Source organism: Paracoccus tibetensis (genome assembly GCF_900102505.1).
Taxonomy (GTDB): domain Bacteria; phylum Pseudomonadota; class Alphaproteobacteria; order Rhodobacterales; family Rhodobacteraceae; genus Paracoccus; species Paracoccus tibetensis.
This window is the reverse complement of sequence record NZ_FMVT01000008.1, coordinates 26,940-45,627: the sequence shown is the minus strand read 5'-3', so window position 1 is coordinate 45,627 and position 18,688 is coordinate 26,940. Positions and strand designations below refer to the sequence as shown.

Sequence of the window (18,688 nt, the reverse complement as noted above, 5' to 3'; positions counted from 1 at the left end):
GATGACTGAACCCAGAGGAGGTCAAGCCGGTCATGCCGACAAGCCCGAGCGCACCCGTTCCTGCCGTTCATCTGTACCAACTTGGACAGACATATACCCCCGACAGCTGGCTCATCTCGGACTGGGCCGCGGGGCAGACGAACAACATGAGCTGGTCGGACGAAAACGTCAGGGTCGCCGCCGACGGCAGCATCGAGCTGGTGCTGAACCGCGCGCCCGCCGGCTCGACCCGGCCGTGGCAGGGCGGCGAGATCCAGTCGAGAGAGGTCGCGACCACCGGCACCTGGAGCTGGACGGCCAAGGCGCCCGAGATGGCGCCGGGCGCCGTCTTCGGACTCTTCACCTACAAGGCCGACTGGAAGAACCAGCCCTGGGTCGAATTCGACTTCGAATTCGTGGGCGCCGACACCACCAAGGTGCATCTCGCCGTCCACATGGAGGACGCGGCGGGGCGCCACATCATCCTGAAGCCCGAAGCCTCCCGCCGCGGAATCATCGATCTCGGCTTCGACGCCGCGAAGGGCTATCACACCTACGAGGTGTCGGTGACCCGGCAGGACGCTACCTTCTACATCGACGGCAAGCAGGTCGCGCGCTTCACCGCCGCCGACATGCAGGGCGATGTCTGGAACATCGGCCCGATGAACAGCTTCGTCGACCTGTGGTCGGTGGCGCCGGGGCAGGAAAGCTGGGCCGGCCGGTGGGTCGATCCCGGCCGCCCGCTGGTCGGCAGCATCTCGGCCGTCGACATCCGTCCGAACCAGTATGGCAGCACCTATGTCCCGCCGGTCGAGCCGGTCACCGGGATGCCGGATACCGGCAGCGATGATCCGGATGCCGACGCCCCTGCACCGGGCGGCAGCGTCGGCGCCACGCCGCCTGCGCCTGCACCTGCACCTGCGCCTGCACCCGCTCCGGCCCCTGCACCTGCACCTGCACCCGCTCCGGCCCCTGCACCCGCGCCTGCACCCGCTCCGGCGCCCGCTCCGGCTCCGGCTCCGGCGCCCGCACCTGCGCCTGCACCTGCGCCTGCACCTGCGCCTGCACCTGCGCCCAGTCCCGCTCCGGCCCCGGTGGCCGAGAGCCTGCCCGGCCCTGCGCCCCAAAGCAGCATCATCGGCAAGGCCGGCAACGACACGCTGACGGGAAGCGCACGGAACGACACGATCTTCGGCCTTGGCGGCAATGACGTGATCGACGGCAAGGGCGGCGCCGACACCATGTACGGCATGGCGGGTAACGACACCTACCATGTCGACAATGCCGGCGACCGCACCATCGAGCGGGCCGGCGAAGGGTACGACACGGTCCGCTCCAGCATCAGCTGGACGCTGTCCAGCCACATTGAGGCGCTGGTGCTTCTGGGCAGTGCGAACCTCAACGGCACGGGCAATGCCGCCGACAACCATGTCGTCGGGAACGGCGGGGCGAACCTTCTCCGCGGCCTCGGCGGCAGCGACCGCCTGGAGGGCGGCCTCGGCAACGACACCCTGGTCGGCGGCACCGGCAACGACCGCCTGACCGGAGGCAGCGGCAGGGACACGTTCCGCTTCGCCAGGGGCGACGGGCAGGACGTCATCACCGACTTCGCGCCCGGCGCCCGCGAGATGATCGACATCCGGGGCTACAAGACCTATCTCGAGCTGCGCAGCGAGGCGGGCGGCACGCGGGTCGTCCTGTCGCCGACCGACAGCATCTTCCTGCAGGGCGTGCCCCTTGCCAGCCTGACGGTGCAGAACTTCCTCTTCGACGGAATGGCGCCGAAGTCGCTGGTCGCGGCGCCCGGCGCGCGTATCACGGGCGACGCGGCCGGCAACACCCTGACCGGCACGAGCGGCAACGACACGCTGTCGGGGCTGGACGGGAACGACACGCTGGACGGCCGGGGCGGCGCCGACATCATGCATGGCGGCAGGGGCAACGACATCTACCATGTCGACCACAGCGGCGACCGGACGGTCGAGCTGGCCGGCGAGGGCTATGACAGCGTCCATTCGACGATCTCCCTGACCCTGGCGAACCATGTCGAGCAGTTGGTCCTGAAGGGCAGCGCGAACGTCAACGGCACGGGCAATGCCGGCCACAACCACATCATCGGCAATGGCGGCGCCAACGTCCTGAGGGGCGAGGCCGGCAACGACGTTCTCGAGGGCCGCGCCGGCAATGACGTGCTGATGGGCGGGTCCGGCCGCGACGTCATGATCGGCGGCGCCGGCAGGGACGTGATGCATGGCGGCCGGGACATGGACTGCGACACCTTCGTCTTCAACCAGACCTCCGAGAGCGCGCCGGGCGCGCAGCGCGACGTGATCCATGACTTCGTCTCGGGGACCGACCGGATCGATCTCAGGGGGATCGACGCGAACATCCATGCCGGCGGCAACCAGGGCTTCGGCTATTCCGGCGGCGTCGCGGCGGCCTATTCCGTCTGGACGGTGAAGTCTGGCAGCGACATCCTGGTGCGGGCCGACGTGACGGGCGACAAGGTCGTGGACTTCGAGGTGCTCGTGTCGGACATCTCGTCCCTCGCCCATGCCGACTTCCTCTTCTGACATGAGCATTCATCCGGCAAGAGGCAGGCCCGGGCGCGGGCGTGGGCGGACACTCCGCGCGCGCACCGGCCCGCGCCGGTGAGGGCGGCAGCGGTGGCCAGGGCGGGCCTGCCCCAGAGCGGGCTTCTCGAGCTGCGCGCGGCGCGCGGCGCCGGTTGGCCGCTGTTCCTGGCGGTCGGGGTCTTCTCGGCGGTGGTGAACCTGCTGATGCTGACCGGGCCGCTCTTCATGCTGCAGGTCTATGACCGCGTCCTGTCCTCGCGCAGCGTCGAGACGCTGGCGGCGCTGTTCCTGCTGGTGATCTTCCTCTTCCTGCTGATGGGGGTCATCGACCTCATCCGCGGCCGGGTGATGCTGCGCCTCGCCGCGCGCTTCCAGGACCGCATGGAAGAGCGGGTCTTCACCGCCGCCCTCCGCGACCGCGCCCTGCAGGGGGACGAGGCCGCCGCAACGACCGGCGGCACGCGGGATCTCGACGCGGTGCAGCGCCTGCTCGGCTCGCCGGTCATGCTCGCCCTGTTCGATCTGCCCTGGTCGCCGCTTTTCCTGGGCGCGCTGTTCCTGTTCCACCCGCTTCTGGGCGTGGTGGCCACGGCCGGCGGCGCGGTGCTGGTCGCCGCGACGATCCTCAACCGCATCTTCAGCCGCACGCCCCTGAGGCACGCGGCCGAGGCCGGCGCGCAGGCGCAGCAGATGGGCGATCTCTACCGCGGCCACGGCGAGCCGATCGCGGCCCTGGGCATGCGCGAGGCCATCTTCCTGCGCTGGCGCACGGCGCGGATGGACATGCAGCAGGCCGCCATGCGTGCGGGCGATCTCTCGGCCGGGTTCAGCGTCTTCTCGCGCAGCTTCCGGCTGTTCCTGCAAAGCGCGATGCTGGCCGCCGGCGCCCTCCTGGTACTGCGGCACGAGCTGAGCGCCGGCGCGATGATCGCCAGCTCCATCATGATGGGCCGGGCGCTCGCGCCCGTCGAGCAGCTCGTCGGCGGCTGGCCCATGGTCCAGGCCGCGCAGGACGGCTGGAGCCGCCTCGCCGCCCTCCTGACCCGTCAGCCGGCCGAGCCGGAACGCACGGTCCTGCCGCGCCCCGAGGCCCGGCTCGAGGTGCGCGATCTGTCGGTCGCGCCGCCCGCGGCCGCGCAGCCGACGCTGCGCGGCGTCAGCTTCTCGATCGCCCCCGGCAGCGCGCTCGGGGTGATCGGTCCCTCCGGCGCGGGCAAGTCGACCCTGGCGCGCGCGCTGATCGGCGCCTGGCTGCCCGGCACCGGCAGCATCCGCCTCGGCGGCGCCACGCTGGACCAGTACGGCGCGGACAGCCTCGGCCAACTGATCGGCTATCTGCCGCAGCAGGTCACGCTGTTCGAGGGCACCATCGCCGAGAACATCGCCCGGATGGCGAAGAACCCCGATGCGGCGCGCGTCGTCACGGCGGCGCGGATGGCGGCGGCGCATCAGATGATCCTCGATCTGCCGCAGGGCTATGACACGCGCATCGGCGCCGCCGCCGGCCGCCTCTCGGGGGGCCAGCTCCAGCGCATCGGCCTTGCCCGCGCGCTCTACGGCGATCCGGTGCTGCTGGTGCTGGACGAGCCGAACGCCCACCTCGACAGCCAGGGCTCCGAGGCGGTCAACCTGGCGATCCGCCAGGTCAAGGCGCAGGGCGGGGCCGTCGTGATCATGGCGCATCGCCCCGCGGCGATCAGCGAATGCGAAACCCTGCTGGTGCTGGAGGGCGGCATGCGCCGGGCCTTCGGACCCAGCAGCCAGGTGCTGGAGCAGATGGTGCAGAACTCGGCCCAGATCCTGCGGATGCAGAACGCCCCCGAAAGGGCGGGCGCGTCATGAGCCCGCGTCCGGGCGAACGGCGCGAGCGGTGGCCGGTGGCCGGGACGGTCCTCACGGGCCTTCTGGCCGTGACCGTCCTCATGGGCGGCGGCGCGGTCTGGGCGACGGCAAGCCGGATCTCGGCCGCGGTCGTGGCGACCGGGCAGGTCGAGGTCGAGCAGCACCGCCAGGTCGTTCAGCATCCCGATGGCGGCGTGGTGCAGGACATCGCCGTGTCCGAAGGCCGGTTCGTCAAGGCGGGCGAGCTGCTGCTGTCGCTCGACGGCAGCCAGCTTCGCACGGAACATGCCATCGTCGAGGGGCAGTACTTCGAGACCCTGGCCCGCCGCGGCCGGCTCGAGGCGGAACGGACCGACGCGGCTTCGGTGGTCTTCGCGGACGAGTTGCTGCTGATGGCCACGGACGCACCGAAGCTGGCCGCGGTGATGGAAGGGCAGTCCAGCCTGTTCCTCGCGCGCCGGGACACGCTGCACCAGTCGCTGGAGCAGCTGGCCCGGCAGTCCCAGCAGATCGGCTCGGAGATGGAGGGCATTGCTGCGCAGGCGGCCGCCCTCGCCCTGCAGCGCGACCTGATCGCGCGGGAGCTGGTGAGCCAGCAGAGCCTTCTGGCGCGCGGCCTGGCCCAGGCCTCGCGCGTTCTCGGGCTGGAGCGGGAGGCCGCGGCGACGCAGGGCCAGCTGGCCGAGCTACAGGCGCGGCGCGCCGCCGGCCAGATCCGCCAGACCGAGCTGGAGATCCAGCGCCTGCGCCTGCAGGCCGAGCGGCGCGAGCAGGCCGAGACCGAGCTGCGCGATCTGGGCTATCGCGAGGTGGAACTGGCCGAGCGGCGCCGCGGGCTGCGCGAGCAGATCGACCGGCTCGACCTGCGCGCGCCTGTCTCGGGCCTGGTCCACGCCCTTCAGGTGACGACGCCGCGCGCGGTCGTACGGCCGGCCGAGCCGCTGCTTTACGTGATCCCGCAGGACCGGCCCCTGGTCGTCGCCGCCAAGATCCCGACCCATGACATCGCCGACATCCATCCGGGCCAGACCGTCGCGCTGCATTTTGCCGCCCTGCCCCGCGCTGACACGCCCGAGATCCTTGGCCGGCTCGACCAGATCTCGGCCGACGCGCTGCTGGACGAGGCGACCCGGACGCCATACTACCGGGTCACGGTGACCATTTCGCCGCAACAGCTGGCGGGCCTTGGCACGCAGGTCCTGCTGCCCGGCATGCCGGCCGAGGTGCATATCCGCACCGGCGAGCGCAGCCCGATGTCCTACCTTATCCAGCCGCTCAGCGCCTACTTCCGACGCGCCTTCCGCGAGGGGTAGGCGCGCGGGGACGGCCGGGCCGCGCCGGCCTCACGCAGCCTGGTGCCGCAGCCGCGGTCCTGCCGTCTCGGGCGAGGCCAGTGAGATCACGCGGTCGGCGCTGCGCGACAGCAGCTCGGGGTCGTGGCTGACGATCAGCAGCGCCATGCCGGTCTCGCGCGCGACCTCGGTCAGAAGGCCGGTGACCTCGGCCTGCGTGATGAGATCCAGCCGCGAGGTCGGCTCGTCCGCGAACAGGAACACCGGGTCCAGCAGCAGCAGGCGCAGCAGCGCGAGCCGCTGCAACTCGCCGCCCGAGACCTCGGCCGGACGTCGGGCCAGCAGCGCCGGGCTCAGCCGCAGCCGCGACATCAGCTGCGGGATGCGCGCCCCGTCGAGGCGGTGCAGCCGGACCAGGTCGTCCAGCGCGCGCCCGAGGGCGAGGCAGCGCGGGAAGGCGCTCGGCGGGTCCTGGTAGAGCTTCTGGAACCGCTGCGGCGCAAGGCCCGCGCCGCGCGTGACGCGGCCCTGGTCGGGCCGCGCGAGGCCCAGCAGCACGTCGCCAAGCGTGGACTTGCCGCAGCCGCTCGGCCCCCAGATGCCGACGATCTCGCCGGGTTGGAGATCGAGGCCGAGACCGTCGAAGAGCCGCCGGCCGCCGCGGCTGACGGAAAGGCCCTCGGCACGCAGCACCGGCGCGCCCGTGCCAGGGCGCGGCGGCACCTGCGGCCAGCTGGCCGGATCGGCGGCGATCAGGCGGCGGGTGTAGTCGTGGCGCGGATGCGCCAGGACCTCGGCGGCGGGGCCGCGCTCGACCACCCGGCCCTTCAGCATGACCGCCAGCTCGCCGCCCAAGCGCCGGGCGACGCCCAGATCGTGCGTGATGGTCAGCAGCGCGCCGCCCGCCGCGACCTCGTCCAGCAGGAGGCGCGTCACCTCGTCCCGGCGGCCGATGTCGAGACCCTTGGTCGGCTCGTCCGCCACCACGATGCGGGCGCCGCCCGCGCGGGCCGCGGCGAAGGCGACGCGCTGCGCCATCCCGCCCGAGAGCTGGTCGGGCCGGCGGTCGGCGGCCTCCTGAAGGCCCAGCCCGGCAAGGTCGCGATCCGCCGCAGCATTCGCCTCGGCCCAGCTGAGGCCGCGCACGAAGGCATGACCCTCGGCGATCTGCGCGCGGGCCGGCATCAGCGGGTCGAGCGACAGCCACGGCTCCTGCGGCAGAACGCCGATCAGGCGGCCCCAGAGGGCGCGGTGCCCGTCTCGGCGCGCAAGATCGAGCGCGCGCCCCGCGAGCGTGACCTGCCCCGCGGCAGCAAGGCCGGCGGGCAGCGTCCCGATGATGGCCTGGGCGAGGAGGCTCTTGCCCGAGCCCGTCTCGCCCAGAAGGGTGAAGGGGCGGCCGGCCGTCAGCGCCAGCGAGACCGGCTCGACCAGCATCTCGGCGCCGGCATGAACCGAGACGTCGGTGGCTTTCAGCAGCTCGCTCATGCGCGGCCTCCCTTGGCGACGAGGTTGAGGCCCAGAAGGGTCACGAAGGTCGCGGCGACCGGGATCACCAGGGCCATCGGCGCCTCGCGGTAGTAGGGCAGCAGCTCGACCATCATCAGGCCCAGCTCCGGCGTCGGAGGGCGCATGCCCACGCTGACGAAGCCGAGCGCCGCGATCATCATGATGGCCGTCGCCGCGCCGAAGGCGCCGAGGGTCAGCAGCATCGGCGCAAGCTCGGGCCACAGATGGCGGCGAAAGATGTAGAAGGGCCCGAAGCCGAGAAGCCGCGAGGCCTGCACGCCCGGCGCGGCCAGCAGGCGGCTGACGGTGGCGCGGGTCAGGCGGAAATACTCGATCCAGAGGACGAGCGTCAGGCCGATCCAGAAGGCCAGCGGCGTCACGGGCACGATCGCCGAGACGATCAGCACCAGCAACAGGCCCGGCAGCGCGAGAAAGGCATCCGCGACCAGCGAGGCCGCGCGGTCCACCCAGCCACCGCGCCAGGCGGCGAGGACGCCGACCGCCACGCCCAGCAGGGCCGAGCTTGCTACCGCCGCCGCCGCGATCATCAGCGACAGCCGCAACGCCGATGCCAGCCGCGCCGTCAGCGAGCGGCCGAGATGGTCGTAGCCGAGCGGCGAGGCGGCGTCGGGCGCGGCCAGGATGTGGCGCAGGCTCTGGCGCAGGGGGTCGGCCGGGAAGATCACCGGCGCCAGCAGCGCGAAGGCCAGGACCAGCGCCAGCAGCGCGGCCCCGGTCCAGCGCGCCCAGGGCCGGACCCGCGCCGCCGGCAGCGGCATGTCGACTTGCGTGATGCTCATGACCTGGCCTCGCCTGCGCCCCGGCCTCGCGGGTCGATCCAGCGCGCGGTCAGGTCCACCGCCGTGTTCAGCGCCACGAAGCCGAGGCCCAGCAGCAGCACGGTGCCCTGCACCATCGGCACGTCGCGCCCGAAGATCGCATGGACCAGCGCATGGCCGATGCCGGGCCAGCTGAAGATGGCCTCGATGACCACGACCCCCTCGACCAGCATGGCGAATTGCAATCCCAGATAGGTGACCAGCGTGACGCCGATGTTGCGCAGCCCGTGGCGGCGCAGCAGCTGCCCCTCGCTGAGCCCCTTCCAGCGGCCGAAGGCGTAGTAGGGGCTGGCCGCGACGGCCGCCATCGCATCCCGCGCGACGCGCGCGGAGACGGCCGCCAGCCCCAGGGCCAGCGTCAGCGCCGGGAGGACGAAGTGGACGGGGCGGCCGTAGCCGGCGGCCGGCAGCCAGCCCAGCTGGATCGAGACGAGGACAATCAGGATCAGCCCCATCAGGAACTGCGGCACCGAGCGCAAGGCCGTCGAGACGACCAGCAGCGTCCGGTCCAGCCAGCCGCCGGCGCGCAGCCCCGCAAGGATGCCGACGGGCGGGCCGATCAGGAAGGACAGCGCCAGCGCCGCGCCCGCCAGTTGCAGGCTGGCGCCCAGCTGGTGGCGGATCTCGTCCATAACCGGCGCGCCCGAGATGACCGAGGTGCCGAAATCCAGCCGCATCAGGTCCCAGAGCCAGGTTCCGAAGGCGGCCAGCGCGGGCCGGTCGAGGCCAAGCTCGCGCCGGACGGCCTCGGCCGCCTCGGCATTGACGGCGTCATAGCCGTAGCGACCGGCGGCGATGCGGAAGGCCATGTCGCCGGGAAGCGCCTGCATCATGAGGAAGGTCAGCATCCCGACCAGAAGCGCGACCAGCACGGCCTGGCTCGCGCGGTAGAGAATCGCCTGCGTCAGCGGGCGCATCACTCAGCCCACCGCATCTGCCGCAGGCCGATCGTGCGCTCGTAGGGATCGAGCACCGCCCCGGCGACCCCGGTCGAGACCGCGGCGGTCTGCTGGTACCAGGCGACCGGGATGACCGGCAGCTCGGTCTGCAGGATCTCGATGGCGCGCTCGCGCTCGGCCTGCCCGCCCTCGCCGCGGGCGAGGTCCTCGATCAGGGCGGTGAATTCCGGGTTGTCCCAGTTCATCGCGCCCCAGTCCCCGGTGGGCGCGTAGTCCGTCAGGAAGGTGCCGATCGGATCGGGCACCAGCGCGAAGTTCCGTGCGAAGAGCGCGATGTCGAGCGTGCCGTCGCCGTGCCGCACCGCGACCTCGGACGAGTTGGTGGAATCGATCACCACCTCCACGCCGATCTCGGCGAACATCTGCTGCAGGACCGCCGCCGACAGCGGCAGCTCGGGCCGGTCGGGATACGTCGTCAGCGTCAGGCTGAAGCGCTGCCCGTCGCGCGTCAGGATGCCGTCGGGGCCGGCGGTCCAGCCAAGTTCGGCCAGAAGCGCCTTGGCGGCCTCGGGGTCGAAGGCCAGCGGCTCGACGCTGTCGGAGTGCCAGTCCGAGACGCTCTTTGGCAGGATCTGGTCCGCCCCGGCCGGATAGCGCAGGATGGCCTGCGCCAACCCCTCGCGGTCGATGGCCAGCGACAGGGCCTGCCGCGCCCGGACATCCGCCAGCGCGGGATGGGCGCCGTTCACCTTGATCAGCAGCGAGCGCGGCACCGAGACCGACAGGACCTCGACCTGCGGGGCGCCCGACAGCCGCGCGAGCGAGGCCGGGTCGAGGTTGAAGACGTAATCCGCGTCACCGCTTTCGGCAAGCAGGGCCCGCGTCTCGGCGCGCCCGACGGCCTGGTAGGTGGCGCGCGTTACCGCCGGAGCCTCGCCCCAGTAGCCGTCGAAGGCCTCGGCCTCCAGCCGCAGCGGTGCGTCCAGCCGGGTGACCCGGTAGGCGCCGGTGGCGATCACCTCGCGGACGCTGCCATCCTCGGCATAGGCCGCGGGCGCGTAGATGAGCGAGCGGTATTCGGACAGGAAGGCCGGCAGCGGCGCGAACGGCTTGGACAGGCGGATGACCAGCGCGCCCTCCTCGTCGGCGATCTCGGTGATCGGCGCCGTTTCCAGAAGGCCCGGCTTGGCCCGCGCATGCGACAGCGCCAGCGCCGCGGCCTCGGCGGTGAGGGGCGTTCCGTCGTGGAAGAGCACGTCCGGCTGCAGCTGGAAGCGCCATTCGAGCCCGTCCTCCGAGACGGTCCAGGCTCGCGCGAGGCCCGGCGTCAACTGCCCCTCGGCATCCGCGTTCACCAGCGTCTCGGCGACATCCATCTTGATGAAGATATTGCCTGAGGTCACGGGATCGGCGCCCTTGATCTCGAAGGGCGCGACGACATCCAGCACGCCCTCGGTGGCGTGGCCCGTCCCGGTCATGGCGGCAAGAATCAGTGCGCCGCCGGCGGCGGAAGAAAACAGTCTGAACATCGTGCCCCTCGTCGTGATGACGGCGATGTTATTTCATCACACTGGGCCAGCTTCAACAGCTAATTGGAAGCAGGGCCAACCCTTGCGTCAGATGGGGGTGTCAAGCAGCACAAGCGCCCCGTCCCGCAGCGGCCGTTGCAGCTGGTGCGCGGGGATGCCGTCCAGCCAGGCCTGGCGCTCGTCCGGCTCGGTCAGGATGACCGGCATCGCCTTTGGATGCACCGCACCCACCTCGGCATTCGGCCCCGAGGTGAGGAAGGCGAAGAGATCGTCCACCGTCTCGCCATCCTTCACCTTGCGCACCGAGCGCCAGCCCCGCAGCTCGATCCCGGCAAAGAACATCATCCGACCGTCCGCGGCGGCGAACCACTGGTTGCCCTGCCCCCTGCCCCGCGGCTCTGCGAAGCTCGTCAGCGGCACCAGGCAGCGATTGCCCCGCCCTAGCCATCGGCGCCAATGCGGCGAGCCGAGGTTGCGGATGTTGGTGACGCCCGGATCGCGCGCCGTCTTCAGGACCGATGGCGGCGACGGCAGGCCCCACCGCGCCTTCACCAGCTCCAGCCCGTCCGCGCCATGCCGGACGATGGGGGCAAGCTGGTCCGGGTAGACCTGACCCGCGGCAAGATTGCCTGCGCGGTCGTGCAGGCCGCCGAAGATCTCGCGGATCGCCTGCTGGTTGGTGGTGACGTTGTAGAGATTGCACATCGCGGGCTCCTGCTCGGTCGAGCGCGTCGCTGACGATGCCGCCCAGAGGATGACGCCGTCAAGGAGACTTCTGCCCCTCCGTTCCGGCGCTGTGTCGCTGGACGCTCCGAGCCATGCGGCTATTGCTTCCGCCACTACCTCTCGATATATCGTGAAATATGGACAGACCCGCCTCGCTCAATGCTCTCTCGGCACTCGCCCATGACATGCGGCTGGACGTCTTCCGGCTGCTCGTGCAGGCGGGACCGGCCGGTCTGGCCGCCGGCGAGATCGCGGCGCGGCTCGATGTCCGGTCGAACACCCTGTCGAACAACCTCAACATCCTGACGGCCGCCGCGTTGGTGCGGTCGGTGCGCGAGGGCCGCTCGATCCGCTACTTCGCCCGGATGGAGACGATGCGCGGGCTCCTGTCCTTCCTCATGGAGGATTGCTGCGGCGGCCGGCCCGAGCTGTGCCAGCCGGTCCTCGACCGGATCGCCGGCGATTGTTGATCACCCGTCCTCAAGAAAAGGCCACCCGCAGATGACCGACATCGCCGAGCCGCAGGCCAATCCCTTGGGGCCGTTCGAGCGTTGGCTGACGCTCTGGGTCGGGCTGGCGATGGTGGGGGGCCTCACGCTCGGGGTGCTGGCGCCGGGCCTAGTCGCGGCGGTGGCGGCGGCCGAGATCGCCTCGATCAACCTCGTCGTCGCGGTGCTGATCTGGGCGATGGTCTACCCGATGATGGTCAATGTCGACTTCGCCGCCGTGAGCGGCGCGCTGCGCCAGCCGAAGGGCCTGCTGATCACCCTTGCCGTGAACTGGCTCGTCAAGCCCTTCACCATGGCGCTGCTTGCCGTCCTGTTCTTCGACCACCTCTTCGCGCCCTGGATCGGGCCCGAGGACGCGCAGCAATACATCGCCGGCCTGATCCTGCTGGGCGCGGCGCCCTGCACGGCGATGGTCTTCGTCTGGTCGCAGCTGACGCGCGGGGATGCGACCTACACGCTGGTGCAGGTCTCGGTGAACGACATCATCATGGTGATCGCCTTCGCCCCCATCGTCGCGCTGCTTCTGGGCGTGACCGAGATCGCGGTGCCGTGGCAGACGCTGGTTCTGGCGACGGTGCTCTATGTCGTCCTGCCGCTGGCGGCGGGGCTGCTGACGCGCCGCGCGCTTGGCGGCGCCGCGCGCATCGGCGCCTTCTCGACGCGGGTCAAGCCGTGGTCGATGATCGGGCTGGTGGCGACCGTGGCGATCCTCTTCGGCCTGCAGGGGCAGACGATCCTCGCGCGGCCGGCGATCATCGCCCTGATCGCGGTGCCGATCCTGATCCAGAGCTACCTGATCTTCGCGCTCGGCTACGGCGCGGCCTGGCTGATGCGCGTGCCGCACCGGATCGCGGCGCCCTGCGCGATGATCGGCACCTCGAACTTCTTCGAGCTGGCGGTGGCGGTCGCGATCAGCCTCTTCGGCCTCAACTCGGGCGCGGCGCTGGCGACGGTCGTCGGCGTGCTGGTCGAGGTGCCGGTGATGCTGTCGCTCGTCGCCTTCGCCAACCGCACCCGCGCCCGCTTTCCCGTGGAGACGACCCGATGACCGACGAGCTGCCCGCGCTGGACTTGAGCCTGCTGCCCGGCCCCGTAATCCTGCCGGCGGCGACCGATCCCGGCCATCCGCCGCGCATCCTGATCCTCTACGGCTCGCTGCGGGCGCGCAGCTTCTCGCGCCTGTCGGCCGAGGAGGCCGCGCGCATCCTGCGCCATCTGGGGGCCGAGGTCCGGTTCTTCCATCCGTCCGGCCTGCCGCTGGTTGATGACAATGCGGATGCGGGCCATCCCAAGGTGCGCGAGCTGCGCGATCTGGTCGCCTGGTCCGAGGGCATGGTCTGGTCCAGCCCCGAGCGGCACGGCGCGATGACCGGCCTGATGAAGACCCAGATCGACTGGATCCCGCTGTCGGACGGGGCGGTGCGGCCGACGCAGGGCAAGACGCTGGCGGTGATGCAGGTCTCGGGCGGCTCGCAGAGCTTCAACGCCGTGAACCAGATGCGCGTCCTTGGCCGCTGGATGCGGATGCTGACTATCCCGAACCAGTCCTCGGTCCCCAAGGCCTTCCAGGAGTTCGACGAGGCCGGGCGGATGCGGCCCTCGCCCCTCTACGACCGGATCGTCGATGTCATGGAGGAGCTGGTCCGCTTCACCCTGCTGACGCGCGGCCAGTCTGCCTGGCTCTCTGACCGCTATTCAGAGCGCAAGGAAAGCACGGCCGAGCTGATGACGCGGGTGAACCTGACGCGCGCCACCTGACCGTCATCAAAGCTTCACTGGACTTGGCCATTGGTTCCTATATTCGGGAATTATGGAAACGCAAGCTGCCGCTCAAGCCTTCACCTGCCTCGGTCATCCCGGCCGGCTCGCCGTCTTCCGGCTGCTGATGCGCTTCGCCCCGCGCGGGGTCCGCCCGACCGAGATCGCCGAGGCGCTGGCGCTGAAGCCGAACACGCTGTCGCATCACCTGTCGGACCTGACCGGCTGCGGGCTGGCGCGGGTCGTGCGCGAGGGACGCTCGCTCCTCTACTCGGTCGATCTGGACCGGACCGAGGCGCTCATCACCTATCTGGCGCTGGATCTGGGACGGGCGCGGCCCGACCTGCTCGCGCCGCTCACCGGGGAGAGACCCATGTCCGAACGTTTCAACGTCCTCTTCATCTGCTCGGGCAACTCCGCCCGCTCGATCTTCGCCGAGGCCGCGCTGCGCGATCTGGGCGGCGCGCGCTTCAACGCCCATTCCGCCGGCACCCGCCCCGGCACGCGGCTGAACCCCTTCGCGCTCGAGGTGCTGGCGCGGAACGGCCATGACACCGCGACTCTGCGCTCGAAGCACATCGCCGAGTTCCAGGCCGAAGGCGCGCCGCGGATGGATTTCGTCTTCACCGTCTGCGACACGGCCGCGGCCGAGGAATGCCCGCCCTGGCCGGGCCAGCCGATCACCGGCCATTGGGGCCTGCCCGATCCGGTCAAGGCGCAGGGGTCGGACGCCGAGAAGGCGCTGGTCTTCGCCCAGACCTATGGCGCGTTGCGCCGGCGGATCGAGGCCTTCGTGGCGCTGCCCGTGGCAAGCCTCGACCGCATCGCGCTGCAAAGCCGCGTCGATGCCATCGACACCGAGGCGAAGGACTGAAACATGACCCGGATCGCGATGAACGGCCTCGGCCGGATCGGCAAGCTGGCGCTGCGGCGCATGATCGACGAGGGGCTGGGTCCGCAGATCGTGCTCTTGAACGACGCGGCGGGCGACGCCGAGCAGCACGCGCTGCTGATGGAATTCGATAGCGTCCACGGCCGCTGGCCCGTGCCGGTCGCGGCGGATGGCGACGCGCTGATGCTGGACGGGCACCGCATCCCGCTGACGCATGAGAGGACCATCGATGCCCTGCCGCTGGAGGACGTCGATCTGGTCATCGACGCGACGGGGGTCTTCAAGACGTCAGGCGCGCTGGTGCCTTATTTCGAGGCCGGCGTGCAGAAGGTCGTGGTCAGCGCCCCGGTCAAGGACGAGGGCGCGCTGAACCTCGTCTACGGGATCAACCACGCGCTCTACGACGGCAGCCAGCGGATCGTCACGGCGGCCTCCTGCACGACGAACTGCCTCGCCCCGGTGGTCAAGGTCATCCACGAGGGCCTCGGCATCCGCCACGGCTCGATCACCACGATCCACGACGTGACCAACACGCAGACCATCGTGGACCGGCCGGCCAAGGACATGCGCCGGGCGCGCTCTGCGCTGGCGAATCTGATCCCGACGACCACGGGCAGCGCCACGGCGATCACGCTGATCTATCCCGAGCTGAAGGGCCGGCTGAACGGCCATGCCGTGCGCGTGCCGCTGCTGAACGCCTCGCTGACAGATTGTGTCTTCGAGGTGGAACGTCCGACCACCGTGGACGAGGTGAACGCCCTTCTGAAGGCCGCCGCCGAGGGGCCGCTGGCCGGCATCCTCGGCTACGAGGAGCGGCCGCTGGTCTCGACCGATTACCGGGGCGATCCGCGCAGCGGGATCGTGGATGCAGGATCGACCATGGTGGTGAACGGCACGCAGGTGAAGATCTACGCCTGGTATGACAACGAATGGGGCTATGCCTGCCGGCTGGTGGACATCGCCCGGATGGTGGCAGGGCGCATGGCATGAGCGGCCTGCGCGCCTATGCGGCCGTGACGGCGGCCTACTGGGCCTTCATGCTGTCGGACGGCGCGCTGCGGATGCTGGTGCTGCTGCATTTCAACGGCCTTGGCTTCTCGCCGGTGCAGCTGGCCTATCTGTTCCTGCTCTACGAGATCGCGGGGATCGTGACGAACCTCGCCGCGGGCTGGCTGGCCGCGCGCTTCGGGCTGGCCGCGACGCTCTATGCCGGGCTCGGCATCCAGATCGCGGCGCTGGTCGTGCTGGCGCAGCTGGACCCGGGCTGGAGCGTCGGGGCGTCGGTGGTCTTCGTGATGGCGGTGCAGGGCGCCTCGGGCGTGGCCAAGGACCTTGCCAAGATGTCCTCGAAATCGGCGGTCAAGGTGCTGGCCCCGGCCGAGGGCGGCGGGCTCTTCCGGTGGGTGGCGGCGCTGACCGGCTCGAAGAACGCGGTGAAGGGCCTCGGCTTCTTCCTCGGCGCGGCGCTGCTGGCCGTCGCCGGCTTCCAGGCGGCGGTCTGGGGCATGGCGGCGGTGCTGGCGGCGATCCTGCTGGCGGTGGCGCTGTTCCTGCCGCCGGGCCTGCCGGGGCGGATGAAGGGCGCGGACCGCTGGTCGGGCTGGCGCTCGAGCGATCCGCGGGTGAACCGGCTGTCGCTGGCGCGGATGTTCCTTTTCGGCGCGCGCGACGTGTGGTTCGTCGTCGGCATCCCGATCTACTTCCAGGCGGTCCTGTCGGACGGCACCGCCGAGGGCCGGCGCGAGGCCTTCTTCCTCGTCGGCGGGTTCATGGCGGCGTGGATCATCCTCTACGGCGCCGTGCAGGCCGCCGCCCCGCGCCTGCTGGGCGGCGCCCACCGCCTCGAGGCCGATGTCACGCGCGACGCGATCCGATGGGCCGGCCTGCTGGTCCCGATCCCCTTCGCCTTGGCGCTGGCGGTGCTGGTGGCGGGCGATCCGGCGCCCTGGCTGACGGCGCTGCTGGTCCTCGGGCTGCTGGCGTTCGGCTATGTCTTCGCGATCAACTCCTCGGTCCATTCCTACCTGATCCTCGCCTTCGGTCAGGCCGAGCGGATCACGCGGGACGTGGGTTTCTACTATATGGCCAACGCCGCCGGCCGGCTGATCGGAACGCTGCTCTCGGGCCTCAGCTACCAGGTCGGCGGCCTCGCCCTTTGCCTCGCCACCGCCGGCGCGATGGCAGCGGCAAGCTGGTGGGCCGTGCGGCGTGTGGCGGTCGCGGATGTTCTGGACTAGGCCGGGCCTCGGGAAGCTTCCGGTGCCCTAGAAGGCCGCGGGTGAGGCGCTCGATGCGTGCAAGTGGTCGCCCCTCACGAGGAAGCGGCCGTCGATGCGAAGTGCCAGCGGCTCGCCTGCGATCGGCGGCGCACCCACTGGCGCCGGGCGTTGCGCATGGATGTGCAGGTGCGGCTCGGTCGAGGCACCGGAATTGCCAACCTCGCCAAGTTCGTCGCCCAAGGCCACGCGGTCACCCGGCGCGACTGCGACGCTGCCTTGGCGCATGTGGGCCAGGACGATCTCGGCGTCTCCACAGCGCAGGATCACGTGATTGCCGAGCCGGTTGACCGGATCCTCGTTCGGCACCCTAAGATCCGGCATGTTTCCTTCGGCTGCGACGACCGTACCGGCACAGGGCGCCTGAAGCCTCGCGCCGAAGATCGCGTAGGCCGCCGGGTCGGCGGGGCGCCAGCCGCTGGCGCGAAGTCCCCATCGCCCCAGCCCGGCGAAATCCACCCCGTAGGACTGCCCGCGCCACGGCAGGTACCGCTCGACCGATCGATCGAGCGTGCGCATGTGCCCGTTGACCAGCGTGTTCGAGCCGCCGTGCCCCACAAGATACCGTCCTGGACCGAAAGGGTTGCCGATGTCAACGTACCCGGCCGGCGGCATGCGCTGTCCGGCGAGTGCCCGTGCGCCGTACCACCCGCCAAGGCCGAGCAGGACGATCGACAGCGCAAGCCCCGCCCAGTCCCTGGACCTTTCAGGAAGCAGCGGCGCCGATCCGAGCCGCTTGCGCAGTAGCGAGGCCAGCACGGCGACCAGCCATAGCCCGCCATAGACCCACGGCAGCCACCATACCGGAACCCCCCATTGCGCGATCCGCGCCAGCGCGAAGAGGATCGCGCCCGTTCCCGACGCCTGCAGGATGAGACCGGCAAGGCTGCCCGCCGGCGCGAAGGCGAGCCATGCGATCAGGGCCATCGGCACGGCAACCTGAACGGCAAGGATCAGCGCTGTCACGGCGCCGCCCCCGGAAACCTGATGGCGGTGACGTCAGCGAGGAAGAAGGGGAAATAATCCTGGGTCCCGAACATGTTGCCGGCCTCGACACGATACGGCAGGCGATACCCACCCACCTCGCGGAAATCCGACATGAGGGCGCCGAACGGCTGCAATCTGTGGATCTTCTCGGGATTGGCATTGCTCCAACGCTGGAAGGAAGCTTTGACCGGACGTCCGTCCCGATCCACGGTGACGTCGACGGCCTGCACCAGATCGCCTTGGGTCACGGTGACGCGGGCGGTGTCCTGATCCACACTCGACCACATGACGCCCGGTCCGGGCAGAAGGGCCGCCGGCGCCCAGATCGTGGCCTCGGCAGCATAGCGTCCGAAGGCCGAGCGGGTGTGGTCGGGATCTCCGCCGAAACGGGCCACCGGGATCAAACCGAAGATGCGGAACCGCGTCCAGGTCCCCGAGTCCGAGCCCCACATCGGCATGCCGCCGCGCGTCCGCATGATCCAGACGAAGCCGTCAGGTGCCGCCAGGATCTGGCGCGCCTCCATCGGCTGATAACTTGGGGCGTCTTTCGTTCCCAAGCCGAACCGGCCTACCATGTCGATCTCTGCCACAGGCCAAAGCGGCGTTCCGGGCTGGATCATGTAGTTGAAATAGCGCTGCGCAGGTTCGGGCAAAGCGGCGATCATCTTAGGATCGAAGACCCTTGGCTCAGCGGGCTGAAGTGCCGCGAGCCTCCGCCACTCAGCGCGGTCCGCCCGCCGGTCCAGACCTGAGAGGACCGCGAGCACAACGACGCCAACAAGAAGAACGATCAGAATGGCGGCAGCAATCTTCATGACGGCGCATTCTCCCCACAGGATGAAGCTCGCTCTAGCCCGTAGTGAAGCGGCATGCGATGACCTGCATCAAACACGCGTGCAGGCGCTGCCTGGATCATGCTGCCTGTTCGCAGCCAGCTTGTTTCTCGCTGCGCTGCCGGGCAGCATCCCTGCCTGCCTTGCCTGAAGCAGTTTGACGCATCGGCGTCATCTCCGGGAACTGCCAAAGGGCTGCGACCTTACTGTTGCGCGCGCCAGCCACATATGCGCCTGACGAA

At 70.4% G+C, this 18,688-nt stretch carries 16 protein-coding genes; 9 read left to right on the top strand and 7 right to left on the bottom strand.

Going from position 1 to position 18,688, the window contains the following annotated elements; translation table 11 throughout:
• Positions 1-32 precede the first annotated feature (32 nt).
• The 3 genes from BLP73_RS12145 to BLP73_RS12135 all read left to right on the top strand — a co-directional run bounded on the left by BLP73_RS12145 (position 33) and on the right by BLP73_RS12135 (position 5,710).
• Positions 33-2,552: a family 16 glycosylhydrolase gene (locus BLP73_RS12145; protein WP_090744781.1), complete on the top strand. Its 2,520-nt coding sequence runs from the start codon at positions 33-35 to the stop codon at positions 2,550-2,552.
• Positions 2,553-2,645: 93 nt separating this feature from the next.
• The gene (locus BLP73_RS12140) at positions 2,646-4,397 is read left to right on the top strand and encodes a type I secretion system permease/ATPase (RefSeq protein WP_090744778.1); all 1,752 of its coding nucleotides are present in this window, start codon (positions 2,646-2,648) and stop codon (positions 4,395-4,397) included.
• The gene (locus BLP73_RS12135) at positions 4,394-5,710 is read left to right on the top strand and encodes an HlyD family type I secretion periplasmic adaptor subunit (protein ID WP_090744775.1); all 1,317 of its coding nucleotides are present in this window, start codon (positions 4,394-4,396) and stop codon (positions 5,708-5,710) included. The genes BLP73_RS12140 and BLP73_RS12135 overlap by 4 nt, the downstream gene beginning before the upstream one ends.
• 30 nt (positions 5,711-5,740) lie before the next feature.
• Here the strand turns inward: BLP73_RS12135 and BLP73_RS12130 are convergent, their stop codons facing one another.
• The 5 genes from BLP73_RS12130 to BLP73_RS12110 form a co-directional block, all read right to left on the bottom strand.
• Positions 5,741-7,177 carry an ABC transporter ATP-binding protein gene (locus BLP73_RS12130; protein ID WP_090744772.1) on the bottom strand — a complete coding sequence of 479 codons (1,437 nt, stop codon included), beginning with the start codon at positions 7,175-7,177 and terminating at the stop codon, positions 5,741-5,743.
• Entirely contained in the window at positions 7,174-7,998 is an 825-nt protein-coding gene (locus BLP73_RS12125) for an ABC transporter permease (RefSeq protein ID WP_090744770.1), read from the bottom strand. The genes BLP73_RS12130 and BLP73_RS12125 overlap by 4 nt, the downstream gene beginning before the upstream one ends.
• Positions 7,995-8,954: an ABC transporter permease gene (locus BLP73_RS12120; protein WP_245686655.1), complete on the bottom strand. Its 960-nt coding sequence runs from the start codon at positions 8,952-8,954 to the stop codon at positions 7,995-7,997. The genes BLP73_RS12125 and BLP73_RS12120 overlap by 4 nt, the downstream gene beginning before the upstream one ends.
• A complete protein-coding gene (locus BLP73_RS12115; RefSeq protein ID WP_245686654.1) occupies positions 8,954-10,414 on the bottom strand; it encodes an ABC transporter substrate-binding protein in 1,461 nt (486 codons plus the stop codon). The genes BLP73_RS12120 and BLP73_RS12115 overlap by 1 nt, the downstream gene beginning before the upstream one ends.
• Before the next feature lie 138 nt (positions 10,415-10,552).
• On the bottom strand, positions 10,553-11,170 hold the full coding sequence (locus BLP73_RS12110; RefSeq protein ID WP_090744763.1) for an SOS response-associated peptidase: 618 nt from the start codon (positions 11,168-11,170) through the stop codon (positions 10,553-10,555).
• A 158-nt stretch (positions 11,171-11,328) separates the two neighbouring features.
• Here BLP73_RS12110 and BLP73_RS12105 point away from each other — a divergent pair, with 158 nt between their 5' ends.
• The 6 genes from BLP73_RS12105 to arsJ are packed head-to-tail and all read left to right on the top strand — an operon-like array spanning position 11,329 to position 16,587.
• Positions 11,329-11,661 carry an ArsR/SmtB family transcription factor gene (locus BLP73_RS12105; protein WP_090744760.1) on the top strand — a complete coding sequence of 111 codons (333 nt, stop codon included), beginning with the start codon at positions 11,329-11,331 and terminating at the stop codon, positions 11,659-11,661.
• 31 nt (positions 11,662-11,692) lie between these two features.
• A complete protein-coding gene (gene arsB / locus BLP73_RS12100) occupies positions 11,693-12,748 on the top strand; it encodes an ACR3 family arsenite efflux transporter (protein ID WP_090744756.1) in 1,056 nt (351 codons plus the stop codon).
• Complete coding sequence (gene arsH, locus BLP73_RS12095; RefSeq protein WP_090744753.1) at positions 12,745-13,458, top strand: arsenical resistance protein ArsH; 714 nt, start codon at positions 12,745-12,747, stop codon at positions 13,456-13,458. The genes arsB and arsH overlap by 4 nt, the downstream gene beginning before the upstream one ends.
• A gap of 52 nt (positions 13,459-13,510) precedes the next feature.
• Positions 13,511-14,332: an arsenate reductase/protein-tyrosine-phosphatase family protein gene (locus BLP73_RS12090; protein ID WP_090744749.1), complete on the top strand. Its 822-nt coding sequence runs from the start codon at positions 13,511-13,513 to the stop codon at positions 14,330-14,332.
• A gap of 3 nt (positions 14,333-14,335) precedes the next feature.
• Positions 14,336-15,340, top strand: coding sequence for an ArsJ-associated glyceraldehyde-3-phosphate dehydrogenase (locus BLP73_RS12085; protein WP_090744745.1), 1,005 nt, complete (start codon positions 14,336-14,338; stop codon positions 15,338-15,340).
• On the top strand, positions 15,337-16,587 hold the full coding sequence (gene arsJ / locus BLP73_RS12080; RefSeq protein WP_090744742.1) for an organoarsenical effux MFS transporter ArsJ: 1,251 nt from the start codon (positions 15,337-15,339) through the stop codon (positions 16,585-16,587). The genes BLP73_RS12085 and arsJ overlap by 4 nt, the downstream gene beginning before the upstream one ends.
• A 27-nt stretch (positions 16,588-16,614) precedes the next feature.
• Here the strand turns inward: arsJ and BLP73_RS12075 are convergent, their stop codons facing one another.
• Positions 16,615-17,592 (bottom strand): peptidoglycan DD-metalloendopeptidase family protein, encoded by a 978-nt coding sequence (locus BLP73_RS12075; protein WP_090744739.1) that lies wholly within the window; start codon positions 17,590-17,592, stop codon positions 16,615-16,617.
• Entirely contained in the window at positions 17,589-18,428 is an 840-nt protein-coding gene (locus tag BLP73_RS12070) for a DUF6544 family protein (RefSeq protein ID WP_090744736.1), read from the bottom strand. The genes BLP73_RS12075 and BLP73_RS12070 overlap by 4 nt, the downstream gene beginning before the upstream one ends.
• Between the last annotated feature and the right edge of the window lie 260 nt (positions 18,429-18,688).